Origin of the sequence: Mycobacterium paragordonae (assembly GCF_003614435.1) — a bacterium.
GTDB lineage: Bacteria > Actinomycetota > Actinomycetes > Mycobacteriales > Mycobacteriaceae > Mycobacterium > Mycobacterium paragordonae.
In genome coordinates this window covers 2,590,792-2,608,935 of sequence record NZ_CP025546.1, presented here as the reverse complement: position 1 = coordinate 2,608,935, position 18,144 = coordinate 2,590,792, and the positions used below count along the sequence as shown (strand labels likewise).

At 67.7% G+C, this 18,144-nt stretch carries 15 protein-coding genes; 5 read left to right on the top strand and 10 right to left on the bottom strand.

Features of this window, described 5'->3' with window-relative positions; translation table 11 throughout:
• Positions 1-160: 160 nt before the first annotated feature.
• Positions 161-838, top strand: coding sequence for a class I SAM-dependent methyltransferase (locus tag C0J29_RS12240; protein WP_120792488.1), 678 nt, complete (start codon positions 161-163; stop codon positions 836-838).
• 269 nt (positions 839-1,107) lie between these two features.
• On the opposite strand, the gene C0J29_RS12235 is transcribed toward C0J29_RS12240, so the two are convergent.
• On the bottom strand, positions 1,108-1,545 hold the full coding sequence (locus tag C0J29_RS12235) for a hypothetical protein (RefSeq protein ID WP_065162720.1): 438 nt from the start codon (positions 1,543-1,545) through the stop codon (positions 1,108-1,110).
• A gap of 62 nt (positions 1,546-1,607) precedes the next feature.
• On the opposite strand from C0J29_RS12235, the gene C0J29_RS12230 reads away from it, so the two are divergent.
• Positions 1,608-2,453 carry a patatin-like phospholipase family protein gene (locus C0J29_RS12230; RefSeq protein WP_120792487.1) on the top strand — a complete coding sequence of 282 codons (846 nt, stop codon included), beginning with the start codon at positions 1,608-1,610 and terminating at the stop codon, positions 2,451-2,453.
• A gap of 58 nt (positions 2,454-2,511) precedes the next feature.
• Positions 2,512-4,080, top strand: a complete 1,569-nt coding sequence (locus tag C0J29_RS12225; RefSeq protein WP_120792486.1) for a purple acid phosphatase family protein — start codon at positions 2,512-2,514, stop codon at positions 4,078-4,080.
• On the opposite strand, the gene C0J29_RS12220 is transcribed toward C0J29_RS12225, so the two are convergent.
• From C0J29_RS12220 to C0J29_RS12210, 3 genes are all read right to left on the bottom strand, one after another.
• Entirely contained in the window at positions 4,077-5,105 is a 1,029-nt protein-coding gene (locus C0J29_RS12220; protein WP_120792485.1) for an Rv2578c family radical SAM protein, read from the bottom strand. The genes C0J29_RS12225 and C0J29_RS12220 overlap by 4 nt on opposite strands.
• 588 nt (positions 5,106-5,693) lie before the next feature.
• A complete protein-coding gene (gene hisS / locus C0J29_RS12215) occupies positions 5,694-6,950 on the bottom strand; it encodes a histidine--tRNA ligase (protein ID WP_120792484.1) in 1,257 nt (418 codons plus the stop codon).
• A complete protein-coding gene (locus C0J29_RS12210) occupies positions 6,947-7,621 on the bottom strand; it encodes an MBL fold metallo-hydrolase (RefSeq protein ID WP_065042676.1) in 675 nt (224 codons plus the stop codon). The genes hisS and C0J29_RS12210 overlap by 4 nt, the downstream gene beginning before the upstream one ends.
• 43 nt (positions 7,622-7,664) lie before the next feature.
• Between C0J29_RS12210 and C0J29_RS12205 the strand changes: the two genes are divergently transcribed.
• A complete protein-coding gene (locus C0J29_RS12205; RefSeq protein WP_120792483.1) occupies positions 7,665-8,567 on the top strand; it encodes a peptidylprolyl isomerase in 903 nt (300 codons plus the stop codon).
• A 43-nt stretch (positions 8,568-8,610) separates the two neighbouring features.
• Positions 8,611-9,768, top strand: coding sequence for a serine/threonine-protein kinase (locus tag C0J29_RS12200; RefSeq protein ID WP_065165096.1), 1,158 nt, complete (start codon positions 8,611-8,613; stop codon positions 9,766-9,768).
• Positions 9,769-9,784: 16 nt separating this feature from the next.
• Here C0J29_RS12200 and C0J29_RS12195 read toward each other — a convergent pair whose 3' ends face one another.
• Genes C0J29_RS12195 through secD form a run of 6 tightly spaced genes read right to left on the bottom strand, consistent with a single transcriptional unit; the run spans position 9,785 to position 18,098 of the window.
• Positions 9,785-12,145, bottom strand: coding sequence for a RelA/SpoT family protein (locus tag C0J29_RS12195; protein ID WP_065042679.1), 2,361 nt, complete (start codon positions 12,143-12,145; stop codon positions 9,785-9,787).
• 44 nt (positions 12,146-12,189) lie between these two features.
• On the bottom strand, positions 12,190-12,648 hold the full coding sequence (locus tag C0J29_RS12190) for a hypothetical protein (RefSeq protein WP_120792482.1): 459 nt from the start codon (positions 12,646-12,648) through the stop codon (positions 12,190-12,192).
• 26 nt (positions 12,649-12,674) lie between these two features.
• Complete coding sequence (locus C0J29_RS12185) at positions 12,675-13,181, bottom strand: adenine phosphoribosyltransferase (protein ID WP_120792481.1); 507 nt, start codon at positions 13,179-13,181, stop codon at positions 12,675-12,677.
• A gap of 25 nt (positions 13,182-13,206) precedes the next feature.
• Positions 13,207-14,856 (bottom strand): ABC transporter substrate-binding protein, encoded by a 1,650-nt coding sequence (locus C0J29_RS12180; protein ID WP_120792480.1) that lies wholly within the window; start codon positions 14,854-14,856, stop codon positions 13,207-13,209.
• Between the two features lie 5 nt (positions 14,857-14,861).
• A complete protein-coding gene (gene secF / locus C0J29_RS12175) occupies positions 14,862-16,181 on the bottom strand; it encodes a protein translocase subunit SecF (protein WP_120792479.1) in 1,320 nt (439 codons plus the stop codon).
• Positions 16,182-16,184: 3 nt separating this feature from the next.
• Positions 16,185-18,098, bottom strand: coding sequence for a protein translocase subunit SecD (gene secD / locus C0J29_RS12170; RefSeq protein WP_120792478.1), 1,914 nt, complete (start codon positions 18,096-18,098; stop codon positions 16,185-16,187).
• Positions 18,099-18,144 lie beyond the last annotated feature (46 nt).

Here is an 18,144-nt window from a genome sequence, read left to right as displayed (position 1 = left end):
GTCCCACGAAACCCTGTTCGCGGCCGAGGAGGCGACCTACGGATTGATCTCGTTCGTCGTCGACGAGATCGCCGACTGAGAACGGCCCGCAGGCCGGTGGGAGCTGATCGTCCCCACTGGCCCGTGTGCGCACATCCGACCCCTTAGATTCGGAACCCCTATGTCTCGTGACAACACACCCGCCGGCCCGATAACTCGCGACGGCAGCCTGGTCGAGATCTACCGACGCGTGTCGGTGACCGACGAAGTCAACCTCATCACCGCCCTACTCGAACCCGGCGGCTCGGTACTCGATCTGGGCTCCGGCGCGGGACGAATCGCGAATCCATTGGCCGACAATGGCTTCCAGGTAACCGCGGTGGACGATTCCGCCGACATGCTCAATCATGTGCGTGGCGCGAAGACCGTTCAGGCCCGCATCGAGGACCTCCGGCTACCCGCAAAATACGACGTCGTGCTGCTGGCCAGCAGTCTGGTCAACTACCCGGATGTGGACGCGCGCCGAGGTCTGCTGGCCACGGTCGCCCACCACCTCAAACCGACCGGCAAAGCCATCATCCAGTGGCGGCCACCGGACTGGTTCAGCCAGCGGCCCGCCGGCAACTATCACCGCGCCGACGGCGACATGAAACAAACGATGACCATTCTGCAGAACGACGGCGACGTCGTCCTCGGCGAGTTCACCCTGGAGTACGGCGGCCAGAGCCTGACCCAATCGTTTGAAGCTCATCGTGTCAGCGTCGACGAGTTCCGCTCATTGCTCGACGAGGTGGGGCTGGTACTGGACACCGCTGACCCGGATTCCTCCGAATGGCTCACCGCCTCCGCACGGAGTTGACCCATCCGGTGGACGCGCCCGTACGTCGTTCGGAGGACCGCGATTGGGTCCGTTCGTAGGCTGCCAGTAACCGAGGGTTGCGTTGCACCATTGAGGCTCAATGACATTGAGCGAAAGGTGGTGTGTGCGCCCATGGCACACGATGTTCTGTTCTGCGACGAAGAGGCCTCGTACTCGTTCTTGAGCTTCGCCGTCGGCGAGATCGCGGACTGATCACGACTGACGACGCCGGCGGGACCGCATTCCTCCCGCCGGCGTTTGTCGGTCTACTACCAGGGCCGCGTCGAGCAGGTCACGCCGGTGGTAGCACTTCGGGTGTCCACCACCTGGCCGTCAACGGCAATCTCGCAGCGCAGCTCCGGCGTACTTCCCGAGCCGCAGTCCGGCCAGTGGCAACCGCCGCTGGCGCTGACGAAGGCCCATTGGCTCGGGTTCGCGAGAGTGGCGGTGTACACCAGCGGCTGATCGGCGCTGAAGCTAGCCGCCACGGTGGTCAGAAACTGCGAGGAGTTCGCGTCGAACGCCCCCTGGCTGGGCGGATCGGCGTTCATGTACCGGACGTTGCCGGTGAGGTTGCCGGTGGTGGTGATCGTGTAGGTCACCTGGTGGCCGGCCGGGTCCGCGTGCGCGGTCGGGCCGACGGCCACGAAGGCCGCGCCCAGGAGTCCCGCGGCGACCGCGCTTGCCAATTTGTGCACGTTCGTCATATCGGAGACGCTACCGGATTCGTTACCTGCCCAAATCGGGCAAACGTCTCTACCATCTAGCTGTGCCCACAGCCTTCGTGTTGTCCGGTGGTGCCAGTTTGGGAGCAATCCACGTGGGGATGCTGCGCGCCCTGGCCGACGAAGGCATCACCCCGGACCTGATCATCGGCACGTCCGTGGGCGCGGTCAACGGCGGCTGGCTCGCTTCCCGGGCCGATGCCGCCGGTATCCGCGGGCTCGCCGATCTGTGGGTGTCGTTGACGCGACAGCAGGTGTTTCCCGCTCACCCGCTGTCGGGTGTGCTGGGTATGTTCGGGCGCCGGACGCACCTGGTCCCCAATTCCGGTCTGCGCCGCATTCTCATCGAGAAGCTGCAGTTCACCCGGCTCGAGGATGCGCCGATTCCCCTGCACGTGGTGGCGACGGACGTGGTCTCGGGCACCGATGTGTTGCTGTCGTCGGGCGACGCGGTGGACGCGATCGCCGCCAGCGCCGCCATTCCGGGAATCTTTCCGCCGGTGAAGATCAACGGACGCGATCTGATGGACGGTGGTGTCGTGAACAACACACCGGTCTCACACGCCGTTGCCCTCGGCGCCGATCGGGTGTGGGTGTTGCCCACGGGCTACTCCTGCGACCTGCCCGCGACGCCGACGTCGGCGGTCAACATGGCGCTGCACGCCATGACCATCGCCCTGAATCACCGCCTCGCGGACGACATCTCTCGCTATGAAACCGCGTGTGAGCTGCATGTCATTCGTCCGTTGTGCCCGGTCAGCATCTCCGGATCCGATTTCTCGCACGCGGCGACCTTGATCGAGCGCTCGCATGCCGCGACCCGTGAGTGGCTGGCGGCGCACCCGCCGTCCACCGGGCAGGCGGCGTTGCTGGAACCGCATCGCCACTAGGCGCCGGGCGCGGGCCCAGTTCTGGCGACGTTCACCCGCGTCGGGTATGAAGCACCCCATGAGCGACGATCCGGAACAGGGCGAACCGGCGGCATTCAGCCGCCGCACCCTGATCACGACCGCTGCGGTGGCCGGTGTTCTCGGCGCGGGCGCCGGGGTCGGCGGCGCCGCACTACTGCGGTCTAATCGCGCGGGCGTCTGGTCGCAGCCGGATCGCGGCGGCGCGCCGCCGGTCGAAGGGTTACATCTGCAGTTCGGTCGGGATGCCGGCACCGAGGCGGTGGTGTCCTGGCACACCACCGACGCGGTGCGCAATCCGCGGGTCATGCTGGGCGCGCCGACGTCCGGATTCGGCAGCACGGTGGCGGCCGAGACCCGGACCTACCGAGATGCCAAGTCCAACACAGAGGTTCGCGTCAATCACGCGCGGCTGACCGGCCTTCAGCCGGACACCGATTACATCTATGCCGCGGTACACGACGGTGCGCAACCCGAGCTGGGGACCTTGCGCACCGCACCGACCGGACGAAAGCCCTTCCGCTTCACCAGCTTCGGCGACCAGTCGACACCGACGCTGAGCACCCTGACCGACGGCCGGTATGTCAACGACCACCTCGGATCGCCGGCGGCCGGCGACACGACGGCGGCGATCGAGCGAATGGCGCCGCTGTTCAATCTGGTCAACGGCGACCTGTGCTACGCCAACCTGGCGCAGGACCGGATCCGCACCTGGTCGGATTGGTTTGTCAACAACAGCCGTTCGGCCCGTCACCGGCCGTGGATGCCGGCCGCCGGCAACCACGAGAACGAATTGGGCAACGGCCCAGTCGGTTACGGTGCCTACCAGACGTACTTCTCGGTGCCGGACTCGGGAGCCAGTTCGGAATTGCGCGGCCTGTGGTACTCGTTCACCGCCGGGGCGGTGCGGGTGATCAGCCTCAACAACGACGACGTGGCCTATCAAGACGGCGGTAACTCGTACATCCACGCTTATTCGGGTGGCGAGCAGAAGCGTTGGCTCACTGCCGAATTGGAGGCGGCCCGGCGTGACCGCGGTATCGACTGGGTGGTGGTGTGCATGCACCAGACCGCCATATCGACTGCGAAGGCCAACGGGGCAGACCTAGGGATCCGTCAGGAGTGGCTGCCGCTGTTCGACCAGTACCAGGTCGATCTGGTGGTGTGCGGGCACGAACACCACTACGAGCGGTCGCATCCGTTGCGCGGCACCATGGGGACGGACACCCGGACGCCGATCCCGGTCGACACCCGGGGTGACGTGCTCGACGTGACCAAGGGCACGGTGCACCTGGTCATCGGCGGGGGCGGCACGTCGCACCCGACCAACGGCTTGTTCTTTCCCGACCTGCGCTGCCAGGTGATCACCGGAGTGGGCGCGTTCGATCCCGCAGTCGGGCGCAAGCCGCCGATCTATGTGATGGAGGACGCGCCGTGGTCGGCGTTCCGCGATCGCGACAACCCTTATGGCTTCGTGGCTTTCGACGTCGACCCGGGTACGCCGGGCGGCCGGACGTCGATCAAGGCGACGTACTACGCGGTGCGGGGACCCTACGGCGCGGTGGTGCCGATCGACGAGTTCACATTGACCAAACCGCGCGGAGGCTAGAAGAGCGCTTCCTGCAGCGGCTCCGGGTTTGCCGCGACTTCGGCCGGCGGTGCCGACGGCCTGGGGTCGCTGCCGAGCCGGTACTTGGCGATCAGCGGTCGGGCGCGCTCGCGGAGCATGTCCCGGTAGCTCTGCGGCAGATACGCGCCGCGGCGATACAGGTCGCGGTACCGGCCGGTGAGCTCCGGGTGCGCGCGGGCGAGCCAGGCCATGAACCAGCCCCGGGTAGCACCGCGGAGGTGCAGCCCGAACACGGTCACGCTGGTGGCGCCGGCGGCGGCGATCTGCCCTAGCAACTCGTCGAGGTGCTCGGCCGAATCGGTGAGGTGTGGCAGCACCGGCGCGACCATCACATGGCAGCCGAGGCCGGCGTCGCGAATGGCGGCGATGAGCGCCAGCCGGGCCTGCGGCGTCGGCGTGCCCGGCTCGACGTCGCGGTGCAGCTCCGGATCGGCCACCGCCAGTGAGATCGCCACCGACAGCGGAACCTGCTGAGCCGCTTCAGATATCAGCGGCAGGTCGCGGCGCAGCAGGGTGCCTTTGGTGAGGATCGACATCGGTGTGCCTGACGCGGCGAGCGTGGTGATGATGCCGGGCATCAGCGCGTAGCGGCCCTCGGCGCGCTGGTAGGGGTCGGTGTTGGTGCCGAGTGCGACGGTTTCGCGTTGCCAGGACGGCCGCTTGAGTTCTTTTTCCAGCACGTCGGCGACGTTGGTCTTGACGACGATCTGGGTGTCGAAATCGGTGCCGATGTCGAAGTCCAGGTACTCGTGAGTGGGGCGGGCGAAGCAGTAGCGGCAGGCGTGAGAGCAGCCCCGGTAGCCGTTGACCGTGTAGCGGAAGGGCAGGGCGGACGCGTTGGGCACTTTGTTAAGCGCCGACTTGCACAGCACCTCGTGGAACGTCATCCCCTCGAATTGCGGCACCCGCACGCTCTTGACCAGGCCTAATCGCTGCAGGCCGGGCAATGCCCCGTCGTCGACGGGCGACCCGTTGACCGCCACCGCTTGACCTGCCCAGCGCATACTTCCATTCGAACAATAGTTCGATGCCGCGTCAAGTGGTTCTCGCGCTTCTCGCGCGAGAGCCCTCCCGCTAGGGCGGAGGGCCTGTCGCAAGAGCCCACCCCGCGAGGGCGCGCAAATGTACGCGGTTTACGGCGTGTCCCCGGCAACACGCGGGCGCTCGCCACCGGGTCGGGGTGTAACCCGCGCCTCCACTCCCGCGAGGGTGCGCAGATGTACACGGTTTACGGCGTGTCCCCGGCAACACGCGGGCGCTCGCCACCGGGTCGGGGTGTAGCCCGCGCTCCCACCCCGCGAGAGCGCGCAAATGTACGCGGTTTACGGCGTGTCCTCGGCAACACGCGGGCGCTCGCCACCGGGTCGGGGTGTAGCCCGCGCTCCCACCCCCGCGAGGGCGCGCAAATGTACGCGGTTTACGGCGTGTCCTCGGCAACACGCGGGCGCTCGCCACCGGGTTGGGGTGTAGCCCGCGCTCCCACCCCCGCGAGGGTGCGCAGATGTACAGCATCTACGGCGTGTCAACGGCAGTCTGTGCACGCTCGCCGCAGAGCAGCCCAGACCCGGCAGCGGCCACATCCCCGCAGCGGGCTACAAACGCGAAAGCACCTCAGCGACAACCGAGTCCACCGGCACCGACACCTGCTCCCCCGACCCGAGGTCCTTGACGCCGATGGTGCCGGCATCCAGATCCCGGTCCCCCGCAACCAGGGCCACCCGTGCGCCGGAACGGTCGGCCGCACGCATCGCACCCTTGAGCCCGCGGTCACCGTAAGCCAGATCGAAGCGCACACCGGCGCCCCGCAGCTCCGCACCCAGCACCGCCAACCGCAGCTTCGCCGCCTCACTTAACGGCACGCCGAACACCTCACACCGCGCCGCGGTCCCCACACTCTTGCCCTCGGCGCGCAGCGCCAGCAGCGTCCGGTCCACGCCGAGGCCGAAACCGATGCCGGAAAGGTCTTGCCCGCCAAGTTCTTTCATTAGCCCGTCATAACGGCCGCCGCCGCCGATGCCGGACTGCGCGCCCAACCCGTCGTGCACGAACTCGAAGGTGGTCTTGGTGTAGTAGTCCAGACCGCGGACCATGCGCGGGTTGATGACGTACCGCACGCCCAACGCATCCAGGTGCGCCAAGACGGTGTCGAAGTGTTGTTTGGCGGCATCGGAGAGGTGATCGAGCAGCACCGGCGCGTCGGCGGTCATCGCCTTCACCTCGGGACGCTTGTCGTCGAGCACCCGCAGCGGGTTCAACGCAGCCCGCTGCCGGGTCTGCTCGTCAAGATCGAGGCCGAAAAGAAAGTCCTGCAACAATTCCCGGTACTGCGGGCGGCAGCTCTCGTCGCCCAGTGAGGTGATCTCCAACCGGAAGCCGTCCAGGCCCAACGACCGGAAGCCGGCGTCGGCGACGGCGATCACCTCGGCGTCCAGCGCGGGGTCGTCTACCCCGATGGCTTCGACGCCGACCTGCTGTAGCTGCCGGTAGCGGCCGGCCTGGGGGCGCTCGTAGCGGAAGAACGGGCCCGCGTAGCACAGCTTTACCGGCAGCGCGCCGCGATCCAGGCTGTGCTCGATCACCGCACGCACCACACCGGCGGTACCTTCGGGCCGCAGCGTCACCGAGCGGTCGCCGCGGTCGGAGAAGGTGTACATCTCCTTGGACACCACATCGGTGGACTCGCCCACCCCGCGGGCGAACAGCGCGGTGTCCTCGAAGATCGGCAGCTCGATGTGGCCGTAGCCGGCCCGCCGGGCGGCCGAGAGCAGCCCGTCGCGCACCGCGACGAACTCCGCGGAATCCGGCGGGATGTAGTCCGGAACACCCTTGGGCGCAACGAATTCCGTCACGGGCTCAAGCCTTCGATGAACGGGTTGTACCGACGTTCGGCGCCGATGGTGGTGGAGTTGCCATGTCCGGGTAGTACCACGGTCTTGTCGTCGAGCACCAACAGTTTATTGACGATCGAGCGCAGCAGGTCACGTCCGCTGCCGCCGAACAGGTCGCTGCGGCCGATGGAACGCTCGAACAAAGTGTCGCCGCTGAACACCACGTCAGCCTCGTTCTTCGCGGCCTGCAGGATGCGGAAGCACACCGATCCGCGGGTGTGCCCCGGGGTGTGGTCGATGTTGACGGAGATGCCGCCGAGGTCGATCTTGTCGCCGTCGCGGTCCAGTTCGACGACCTGCTTGGGCTCCCGGAAGAACGCGCCGGCGAAGACCTGCGCGACCCGCGGCCCCATGCCGTAGATCGGGTCTTTGAGCATGAACCGGTCCTCAGGATGGATGTAGGTGGGGCACCCGAAGGTGTCCGAGACCTTCTGGGCGGACCACATGTGGTCGATGTGGCCGTGGGTGATCAGCACCGCGGCCGGGGTCAACCGATTCTTGTCGAGAATCTGCCGCAACTGGCCCATCGCACGCTGGCCGGGGTCGACGATGATGGCGTCGGCGCCTGGCCGCTCGGCCAGCACGTAGCAGTTGCACTGCAACATCCCGGCCGGAAATCCGGTGATCAACACGGTCCCAGTTTCCCATCCCGCAAGCCATGGAAAGATAGCGGCCGTGCCGACCAATCAGCAGCGACGTGCGACAGCAAAGCGCAAACTCGAGCGGCAGCTGGAGCGCCGCGCCAAGCAGGCCAAAAGGCGCCGCATCCTGACGATCGCCGGGGGCGCCGTCGCCGCCGTGGCGGTGGTGGCGGCCGTGGTGGTCGCCATCGTCGTCAGCAAGGACGACCACAAGGGCAACCCCACGGCGTCGACCACGTCGAGCAGCGCCGCGCCCAGCTCGTCGGCCGCGGGCCTGCCTCCGGTGCAACTCGGCAACGCGGTGCCGTTGCCGCAGTTCAAGGCGCCGGCCAACCTGGGCGCCAACTGCCAGTACCCGGCGTCGCCGGACAAGGCCGTCAAGCCTGTCAAGCCGCCGCGGACCGGCAAGGTGCCCACCGAGCCGGCTCAGGTGAGCGTCAGCATGGTGACCAGTCAGGGCAACGTCGGCCTGATGCTGGCCAACAACGAATCGCCCTGCACGGTGAACAGTTTCGCCAGCCTGACCAACCAGGGATTCTTCAAGGACACCAAGTGCCACCGGCTGACCACGTCGCCGTCGCTGTCGGTGCTGCAGTGTGGCGACCCGAAGGGCGACGGAACCGGCGGCCCGGGTTACCAGTTCGCCAACGAATACCCGACCAACCAGTACCCCGCCAATGACCCCAAGCTCAAGGAGCCGGTGATCTATCCGCGCGGCACCATTGCGATGGCCAACGCTGGGCCCAACACCAACAGCAGCCAGTTCTTCCTGGTCTACCGCGACTCGGCCCTGCCGCCGGAATACACCGTTTTCGGCAAGATTCAGGACGACGGTCTGGCCACGCTGGACAAGATCGCGGCGGCCGGTGTGGCCGGCGGCGGTGAAGATGGCCCACCCGCCGTGGATGTGACCATTACTTCGATCCTGCTCGACTAACGTAGAGCCCCGGGGTCGGCAGCGGCTTACCGGGAGGAGATTCGTGGCCGAGAGCTCGTTCGGTCGGTACCAACTGCAGGGGCTGTTGGGACGAGGCGGCATGGGGCAGGTCTACCGCGCCTACGACACCCAGACCGACCGCATCGTGGCCATCAAGCTGCTGCCACCGAATCTGGCCGAGGACAAAGAGTTCGAGCACCGGTTCCGCCGCGAGGCGCGCACGGCGGCCAGCCTCAACGACCCCCACGTGGTGCCCATCCACAGCTTCGGTGAGATCGACGGGCAACTCTACGTCGACATGCGACTGGTCGAGGGGCGCGATCTGGCGAAGTTCATCGCCGAGAACGGCGGCCGGCTCAGCCCGGCGCAGACTGTCGCGATCATCGAGCAGACCGCGGCCGCTCTGGACAGTGCGCACCAGGTGGGGCTGGTGCACCGCGACGTCAAGCCGTCGAACATCCTGGTCGCCAAGGCCCGCAACTTCGTCTACCTGATCGACTTCGGCATCGCCCGCGCCACCACCGATACGGCCCTGACGCAGACCGGGCTGACGATGGGCACGTTGGCCTACCTGGCACCCGAGCGCTTCCGGGGCATCACAGATCCCCGTGCGGACGTGTACGCACTGGCCTGCACGCTCTACGAGTGCCTCACCGGCGCGCGGCCCTACCCCGGCGACAGCTTCGAGGAGCAGATCTCCGGGCACCTGCACGCCCCGCCGCCGCGTCCGACGGCGATCCGTCATGACATACCGCCGGCCTTCGATGCGGTGGTTGCGCGCGGGATGGCCAAGGACCCGCAGGCCCGGTACCAGACGGTGACCGAACTCGCCGATGCCGCCCGCGCCGCGCTGGGGGGCGCCGGCATGGCGCTGCCTCCCCCGCCGCCCGCCGAGGCGCACACCGGGTTGGCGCCGTCGAGCACGGCTCCGGAAGTGCCGGCGCCGGACAAGGCCAGTAGGACCATGCTGATCGCGACTGTCGCGGGTTCGGGACTGCTGTTGGTCCTGGTGGCTGCACTCGTTGCGATCTTTTCCAGCGGGGACGACAACGGCTCGAACAACCCGACGACCCACACCACCGTGACGACCACCAGCCGGGCGCCCGAGACGACGACCGAGACGTCGACCGACGTGGGCGACACGTCAGGAGTCGAGCAGAACGGCACCAACGACACCCCGACCGAGTCGGGTACGCCTTAAGAGGCCTCAGGAAGCCTCAAGAAGCGGACGTCACCCGGTACACGTCGTACACACCCTCGACATTGCGCACCACGTTCAGCAGATGCCCCAGATGCTTGGGGTCACCCATCTCGAAGGTGAAGCGGCTGATCGCCACCCGGTCACCTGAGGTGGTGACCGACGCCGACAGGATGTTCACCTTCTCGTCGGCGAGCACCCGGGTGATGTCCGACAGCAGGCGGTGGCGGTCCAGCGCCTCGACCTGAATCGCCACCAGGAACACCGATGACGCCGAGGGCGCCCACAGCACCTCGATGATGCGCTCGGCCTGCTGCTGCAGCGATGCGGCGTTGGTGCAGTCGGTGCGGTGCACGCTGACGCCGCCGCCCCGGGTGACGAACCCCATGATCTGGTCGCCCGGCACCGGGGTGCAGCACTTGGCCAGCTTGGTCAGCACGCCCGGCGCCCCAGGGACCGAGACGCCCACATCTTCGGTGCTGCGCGGCCGCCGCAGCATCGTCGTCGGGGTGGACCGCTCGGCCAGTTCCTCCTCGGCCTGGTCGATACCGCCGAGCTCGGCCAGCAACCGCTGCACCACATGGCGAGCCGAGACGTGCCCCTCGCCGATCGCGGTGTACATCGCCGACACATCGGTGTAGTGCAGCTCGCGGGCAACCGCGGCCATCGACTCACCATTAACCAAGCGCTGCAACGGAAGTCCGCCCCGGCGCACCTCGCGGGCCATGACTTCCTTGCCGGCTTCCAGCGCCTCCTCACGGCGCTCCTTGGCAAACCACTGCCGGATCTTCGACTTCGCCCGCGGCGACACGACGAACTGCTGCCAGTCCCGCGACGGCCCGGCGTTCTGGGCTTTCGAGGTGAAAACCTCGACTACTTCCCCATTTTCGAGCTTGCGCTCCAGCGCCACCAGTCGTCCGTTGACCCGGGCGCCGATGCAGCGGTGACCGACTTCGGTGTGCACCGCGTAGGCGAAGTCCACCGGCGTGGATCCCGTCGGCAGTGTGAAGACGTCACCCTTGGGTGAGAACACGAAAATCTCTTGTACCGCAAGGTCGTAACGCAAGGACTCCAGGAACTCGCCGGGGTCGGCGGCCTCCCGTTGCCAGTCGAGCAGTTGACGCATCCAGGCCATGTCGTCGATCTCGGCGGCGGCATGCGGGTGCGGAACACCGTTGCGGCCCTTGGCTTCCTTGTAACGCCAGTGGGCGGCGATACCGAACTCGGCCGTCTTGTGCATGTCGCGGGTGCGTATCTGCACCTCCAGCGGCTTGCCCTCCGGGCCGACGACGGTCGTGTGCAGCGACTGGTACACGCCGTATCTGGGCTGCGCGATGTAGTCCTTGAACCGTCCCGCCATCGGCTGCCACAGCGAATGCACCACGCCCACAGCGGCATAGCAGTCGCGGATCTCATCGCACAGGATGCGGATGCCGACCAGGTCGTGGATGTCGTCGAAGTCGCGGCCCTTGACGATCATCTTCTGGTAGATCGACCAGTAGTGCTTGGGCCGGCCCTCCACCACCGCCTTGATCTTCGATCCGTTCAGGGTGTTGGTGATCTCGGTGCGTACCTTGGCCAGGTAGGTGTCGCGGGACGGTGCGCGACCGGCGACCAGCCGGACGATCTCCTCGTACTTCTTGGGGTGCAGGATCGCGAACGACAGGTCTTCCAGCTCCCATTTGACGCTGGCCATGCCGAGCCGGTGCGCAAGGGGCGCAATCACTTCCAGCGTTTCGCGGGCCTTGCGGGCCTGCTTCTCCGGCGGCAGGAAGCGCATGGTTCGCATGTTGTGCAACCGGTCGGCCACCTTGATCACCAACACCCGCGGGTCGCGCGCCATCGCGGTGATCATCTTGCGGATCGTCTCGCCCTCAGCGGCGCTGCCCAGCACGACCCGGTCCAGCTTGGTCACGCCGTCGACGAGGTGGCCCACCTCTTCACCGAAGTCCTCGGAGAGTTGCTCGATGGTGTAACCGGTGTCCTCGACGGTGTCGTGCAACAAGGCGGCCACCAACGTCGTGGTGTCCATGCCCAACTCGGCGAGGATGTTGGCGACGGCCAGCGGGTGGGTGATGTAGGGGTCGCCGGAGTGCCGGAACTGGGTGGCGTGCCGTTGGTCGGCCACCTCGTAGGCCCGCTGCAGGATCGCCAGATCCGCTTTCGGATAGACCTCCCGGTGCACCGCGATCAGCGGCTCCAGAACCGGGTTGATGGCGCCGCTGCGCGCGGTCATCCGTCGCGCCAGCCGGGCGCGGACCCGCCGGGACGCGCTGGTTGTGGTCTTGAGCGGCTCTACCGGCGGCTCGGGAATCTCCGCGACGGGCAGCGGTTCGGTCGGCGGCGCGGCAGCCTGCAACGTGCTCTGGTCTTCCGCCACGTCAGTCACCTCCGCTTAGAGGATATCCGGTCCGTCCGGGTCGTTCAGTGATCCGGTGCCTCGCCAGGGCGGGCTTCGTGGTGTGGCCGGCCGGCGGTGCGGCGGTCTTCCTTCATCTCGGATTCGAACAAGTGCCGCATACCACCCTGCAACGCGTCGCGGACCTGGCGCTCGTGATCCCGGAACACCGACCAGTAGTCGTCGTCGAACTCCTCGACGATCTGGAAGGTCCACCGTCCCTGCAACACGTTGCGGCCCACCATGTCGTCCTCGAGCCGTTGGGCGATGTCGTCGTGTCCGGCGGCACGCAGTTTGTCGCAGGCCTCGCCGAGTAGCAGATCGGCGTGTCCCATGAGCTGGTGAAACGAGTACAGGTGGCCGCGCGCCCGCTCCACCCACTCCAGCGCTTCGGTCACCGCCCCGACCGCTTCCACGGTGGCATCACTCACCCCGGCGGGCCGCGGTCGCGGGTTCACCGCACCCTGCACATCCTCGCCACTCATTCAGGCTCCCCTCGTGTCTGCAGAACTCACGCCCGGCTGAGGCTGTGCAGGGGCAGCGGCGCGATCGCGTCGCGGCCGCCCAGCGCCTCCAGCTCCATGACCACCGCCGCAGCGGTGACGTCGGCGCCGACCCGCTCGAGCAAGCGCTGCGCGGCGGCGACGCTACCCCCGGTGGCCAGCACGTCGTCGATGACCACGACACGCAGACCCACCAGTTCGATCCCGTCGGCGGGGATCTCGATGGTGGCCGCGCCATACTCGCGCTGATAGTCCTCGCTGAGCACCGGCGGCGGCAGCTTGCCGCCCTTCCGGATGGCCAGCACGCCGGTGCGCAGCCGGGTGGCGACGGCCGCGGCCAGCAGGAAACCGCGCGAATCGATGCCGGCGACCAGGTCGGCGCCGCTCGCGACGTCCGCCAATCCGTCGGTGATCGCGGCTAGCGCGTCCCTGTCGGCGAACACCGGGGTGAGGTCGCGAAAAAGTACGCCAGGTTCCGGGAAGTCAGGGACAGTGCGGGCCAGGGCCGTGATCATGGCAGGAACACTGCTCACCGCAACCTCATTGCATCAGGGCCCATCGGTCCATGTTCCAGCCGACCCCCCAACGCGTGGGATTGCGGCTCACCGCGTACATCTTCTTCGACATCAACAAGGTGCGTTGCTGCCGGTACAACGGCAGGGTCGGCATGTCGCCCCACAGAATCGGGGCGCCTTCGGCCAGCAACCGAGCTCGCTCGGCAGGGTCCGCCGAGACCGCCAGCGCGCCGATGATCCCGTCCACCTGCGGATTCGCGTAGCCCGACAGGTTGTTCCCGTTGCCGCTGTGCAGGTCGTAGGCATCCATCGACGACGATCCGGTGGACCCGCTGCCGCTGGCTCCCCCGGTGCTGGCCAGCAGCACGTCGATCTTCCCGTCCCGCAGCGCCTGGGGCCCCGAGGTGTCCAGGGTCACGTTCGACACGGTGATTCCGGCCGGCGCGCACGAGGCGGCGATGGAACCGACGGTGGCGGCCAGGCGCGCGTTCGGCCCGCGGTAGCCGATCCGCACCGTCAGCGCGGCATTGTTAAGCGCGGCCCGCGCGGCGTTCGGGTCGGCCTTGCTGAATTGGGCGGCCTCGTTGGCGCCCTCGGCCGCGGACAGTGCATCCTCGGCCGCCGGCGACAGCCGCGAGTTGGCGATCGGCACACCGGCGTCGCGGGCGATCGCGTCCCGCGGGGTGCACAGCGCGAACGCGTGCCGGGCGGCGCTCGTCGCAAGCGGGCCCTGCGCCGCGAAGATCAGCTGCTGGATTCCGGCCGACGGGGCATCGGCACGTTCATAGTTGTCCGGCGTGGCCAGCGCCCCCGACGACCCGGCCGCCACATCGACGACGTCGACGCTGCGGTTGTTCACCCGGTCCTGGATGTCAGCGCCCTGCGGCCACACCGTGATCCGCTTGGTGATCGCCTTGGCGCCCCACCACCGGTCGTTGGCCACCAGCACCACCGCGCCGCCGTCCAGCACCCGCTCGATCTTGTACGGCCCGGACGACGGGAAACGCTTGAGGTCGATGCCCGGCTTGAGGTCCCAGGTGCTGTTCCACACCTTCGCGACCTGTTCGACCACCGCGCCCTTGTTGGTCAGCAACGCCGTGGTGATGTCGGTGCCGAGGGTGTCGTAGATGACGTGTGACGGCATCATCGAGGTCGCGGTGAACAGCTGGGTGTAGTCGACGACGCCGCGGTCCGGAATGAAGGAGACCCGGGCCTTCTTCTGGCCGGGTGTGCACTCGATGTTCGCGATGTCGACGTAGCCGGCCTGGGTGGCGGCGTCGAACCCGCCGAACCGCCCGGACTGCGCCGCCCATGCCAGCACGAGGTCGTCACACGTCACCGGCTTGCCGTCGGAATAGATGGCGTTGTCCGCGATCTGGTAGTCGAGGACGAGCGGAGAGCCGCCCACCACCGAGATGGTGCCGAAGTCGTGGTCGGCGACGACCTGCCCGTCGGGCCCGTGGTAGCCGAACCCGGTGAGGGTCCGCGCGAATGCCTGGGCGCCCGCCGAGGCAGCGCCGATCACCGTGTTGGCGTTGTAGGTGGACAGAACGCCGTCCACCACGTAGTCGACCCTGCCCGCGGCACTGCCCGAGCAGGCGCTCAGGGTGGCCGCGATCAGCACGGCCACGCCGGAGGCCAGCATCGCTGCACGCCAGCGAGACCAGATGGACATGCGGCCTACCGCTTGCCGGCGTTTCGCTTGCCGGTGGGGCGCCGGGTGCCGGTGGGACGCGCGGGTCGCGCACCGGGTGCCGGTTTGTTGGTGGCCGCAGGCTTGCTGAAGGTGGCGGCCTCGGTGGCCTGTTCCGTGGTTGCGGTGTCGTCGGCGTCGTCGGTGTCGTCGGTGTCGGCGGGCTTACCGGGCTTGGCGGGCTTGGCGGGTTTGTCCGTGGCGGCCGGCTTCTCGGTCGCCGGTCCGGCGTTGCGCCGGCGCAGCACCCGGCGGGTGTGGGTGCGCACCAACTCGGTGCGTTCGCGCAGCGTGACCAGCAGCGGCGTGGCGAAGAAGATCGACGAGTAGGTGCCGATGATGATGCCGATGAGCTGCACCAGCGCCAGGTCCTTCAGCGTGCCGACGCCCAGAAGCCAGACCGCCACCACCATCAGCGCCAGCACCGGCAACACCGAGATCAGGCTCGTGTTGATCGACCGCATGAACGTCTGGTTGACGGCCAGGTTGGCCTGTTCAGCGAAGGTGCGCCGGGTGGTGTGCTGGAAGCCGTGGGTGTTCTCTTCCACCTTGTCGAACACGATGACGGTGTCGTAGATGGAGAACCCGAGGATGGTCAGCAGCCCGATCACCGTCGCGGGGGTGACTTCGAAGCCCACCAGGGCGTACACCCCTGCTGTGACTGTGATGTCGAAGATCATGGCCGCCAGCGCCGACAGCGTCATGTAGCGCTCGTATCGCACGGTGATGTAGACGGCGACCAGCACCAAGAACACCACCAGCGCGATCACCGCCTTCTTGGTGATCTGGCCGCCCCACGTTTCCGACACCGCCGCGTCGCTGATGGCCTTCTTACTGGGATTCCCGTCGGGCCCCTTGGGGTGGAACGCGTCGAACAGCGCGTTGCGCAGCTTCTCGGTCTGCTCGTTGGACAGGGTTTCGGACCGGATCTGCACGGTGGCCGACGAACCCTTGCCGACGGTGACCACCGATTCGGGGTCTTTACCGATGGCGCGGTGGAACACGTCTTCGACCTGGGTGACCTGGGCGGTGCCCGACGCACCCGCGGAGGGCATCGAGACGGTGGTGCCGCCCTTGAAGTCGATACCGAAGGTGAACCCCCGGATCAGAATCGCCAGGATGGCGATCGCCATGATCGATCCGCTGACGCCGTACCAGAGCTTGCGCCGCCCGACCACCTCGAAGGCACCGGTGCCGGTGTACAGCCGCGAGAGGAAACTGTGTTGCGGCCCAGTGGTTTTCGAGTCGTCGTCGAGTTCGATGACTTCGGTCTTGGCTTCGGTCTTGGCTTCGGGCTTGGACGCCATGGCTTAACCCCGTCCCGTCTTGGCTGCCGAACTCGACGCCCGGCGCTCGCGTGCGACCTGCTGAACTGCGCCCAGGCCGTTGTACGCCGGCTTGCCCAGTCGCGCAGATTTAGAGGCGAGATACACCAGCGGCCAGGTCACCAGGAATACGACGACGAGGTCGAGGATGGTGGTGAGGCCCAGGGTGAACGCGAATCCCTTCACCTGTCCGATCGCCAGGAAATACAGCACGGCGGCCGCCAGGAACGTCACTGCGTTGCCGGACACGATCGTCTTGCGGGCCCTTGCCCAACCGCGCGGTACCGCCGACCGGAACGAACGACCTTCGCGTATCTCATCTTTGATGCGTTCGAAGAACACCACGAACGAGTCGGCGGTGGTGCCGATGCCGATGATCAGACCCGCGATCCCGGCCAGGTCCAGGGTGTAGTTGATGTACCGGCCCAGCAGCACCAGGATCGCGTAAACCATTGCGCCAGAAGCGACCAACGACAACGCGGTGAGCACCCCGAGCACCCGGTAGTAGAGCAGTGAATACAACAGGACCAGCAGCAGGCCGATCCCGCCGGCGATCAGGCCGGCCCGCAGCGACGTCAAACCCAGTGTCGCCGAGACGGTTTGGGCTTCTGAGGACTCAAACGACAACGGCAGCGACCCGTACTTCAGGACGTTGGCGAGCTGCTTGGCGGTCGCCGCGCTGAACGGTGGATCACCGCCGCTGATCTGGGTGCGCCCGCCAGGGATCGGCTCCCTGATCATCGGCGCGCTGACCACCTGCGAGTCCAGCGTGAAGGCGGTCTGAGTGCCGGTGTGCGCGGCCGTGTAGTCGGCCCAGACGTTGGCCGCGGCACTCTTGAACTGCAGGTCAACCACGTAGCCCAGGCTGCTCTGATTCATCCCGGAGGTGGCGTCCTGGATCTGGTCGCCGCTGATGATCGACGGCGCCAACAGGTAGGCCGTCTTGTGGTCGGTCGAGCAGGTGACCAGCGGCAACTTCGGATCGTCATTGCCGGCCAGGATGTCGTCCTTGTCGCAGCGGGTGGCTTCGAACTGCAGCGCGATCATCTGGATGTATTGGCTGGTGTTCTGCCGCCACTTCTTTTCCTGCGCGATGCGCTCGGCCAGATCCTTGCGTGGGTCCGGGGCCGCCGGTGCGTCGGTGGGCGGCGCCTCGCCCGTGGGCGACGGCGAGGGGGCCGGGCCGGGCGCCGGCGCGGGGGTGGACCCCGGCGCGGGACTGCCAGGCGCGGGACTGCTGGGCGCCGGACTCGGCGCCGGCGAGGGGCTGGGCGCGGGATCCTGCGGGTAGGGCCTGGGCTGTCCACGCGGTGGCGCCGGAGCGGGGGCGCCGGACTGCGCCGGGGCGGGTGCCGAAGCACCGGGCGCGCCGGGGGCGGGCGCCGGTCCACCTGGCGCGGGAGCCGGTGCGCCGGGAGCACCCGGGGCCGGGGCGGGGGCCCCTGGGGCGGGGGCGGGAGCGCCCGGCTCGCCGCCGGACGGTTGCTGCCCGGGCTTGGGCTCCTGGGGCGCCTTCTGCGCCGGCATCGAGTTGAGCACCGGCCGGATGTAGAGCCGCGCCGTCTGGCCCAGGTCGCGGGCCTCGTTGCCGTCGCTGCCGGGCACCGTGATGACCAGATTGTCGCCGTCGACGACGACTTCCGAGCCGGAGACGCCCAGCCCGTTGACTCGGGAGCTGATGATCTGCTGAGCCTGCGCCAGCGCGTCCCGGCTGGGTCGTGAACCGTCGGGAGTCCGCGCGGTCAGCGTGACCCGGGTGCCACCCTGCAGGTCGATGCCCAGCTTGGGCGTTGTCTTCTTGTCCCCGGTGAGAAACACCAGCAGGTAGACGCCGACGAGCATGAGCAGGAACACGGACAGATAGCGGGCAGGCTGCACCGGCGCCGAAGACGATGCCACGTTCCTTCTGTCTCCTTGAGAATCGGTCTTGAGGATCCATCCAGCC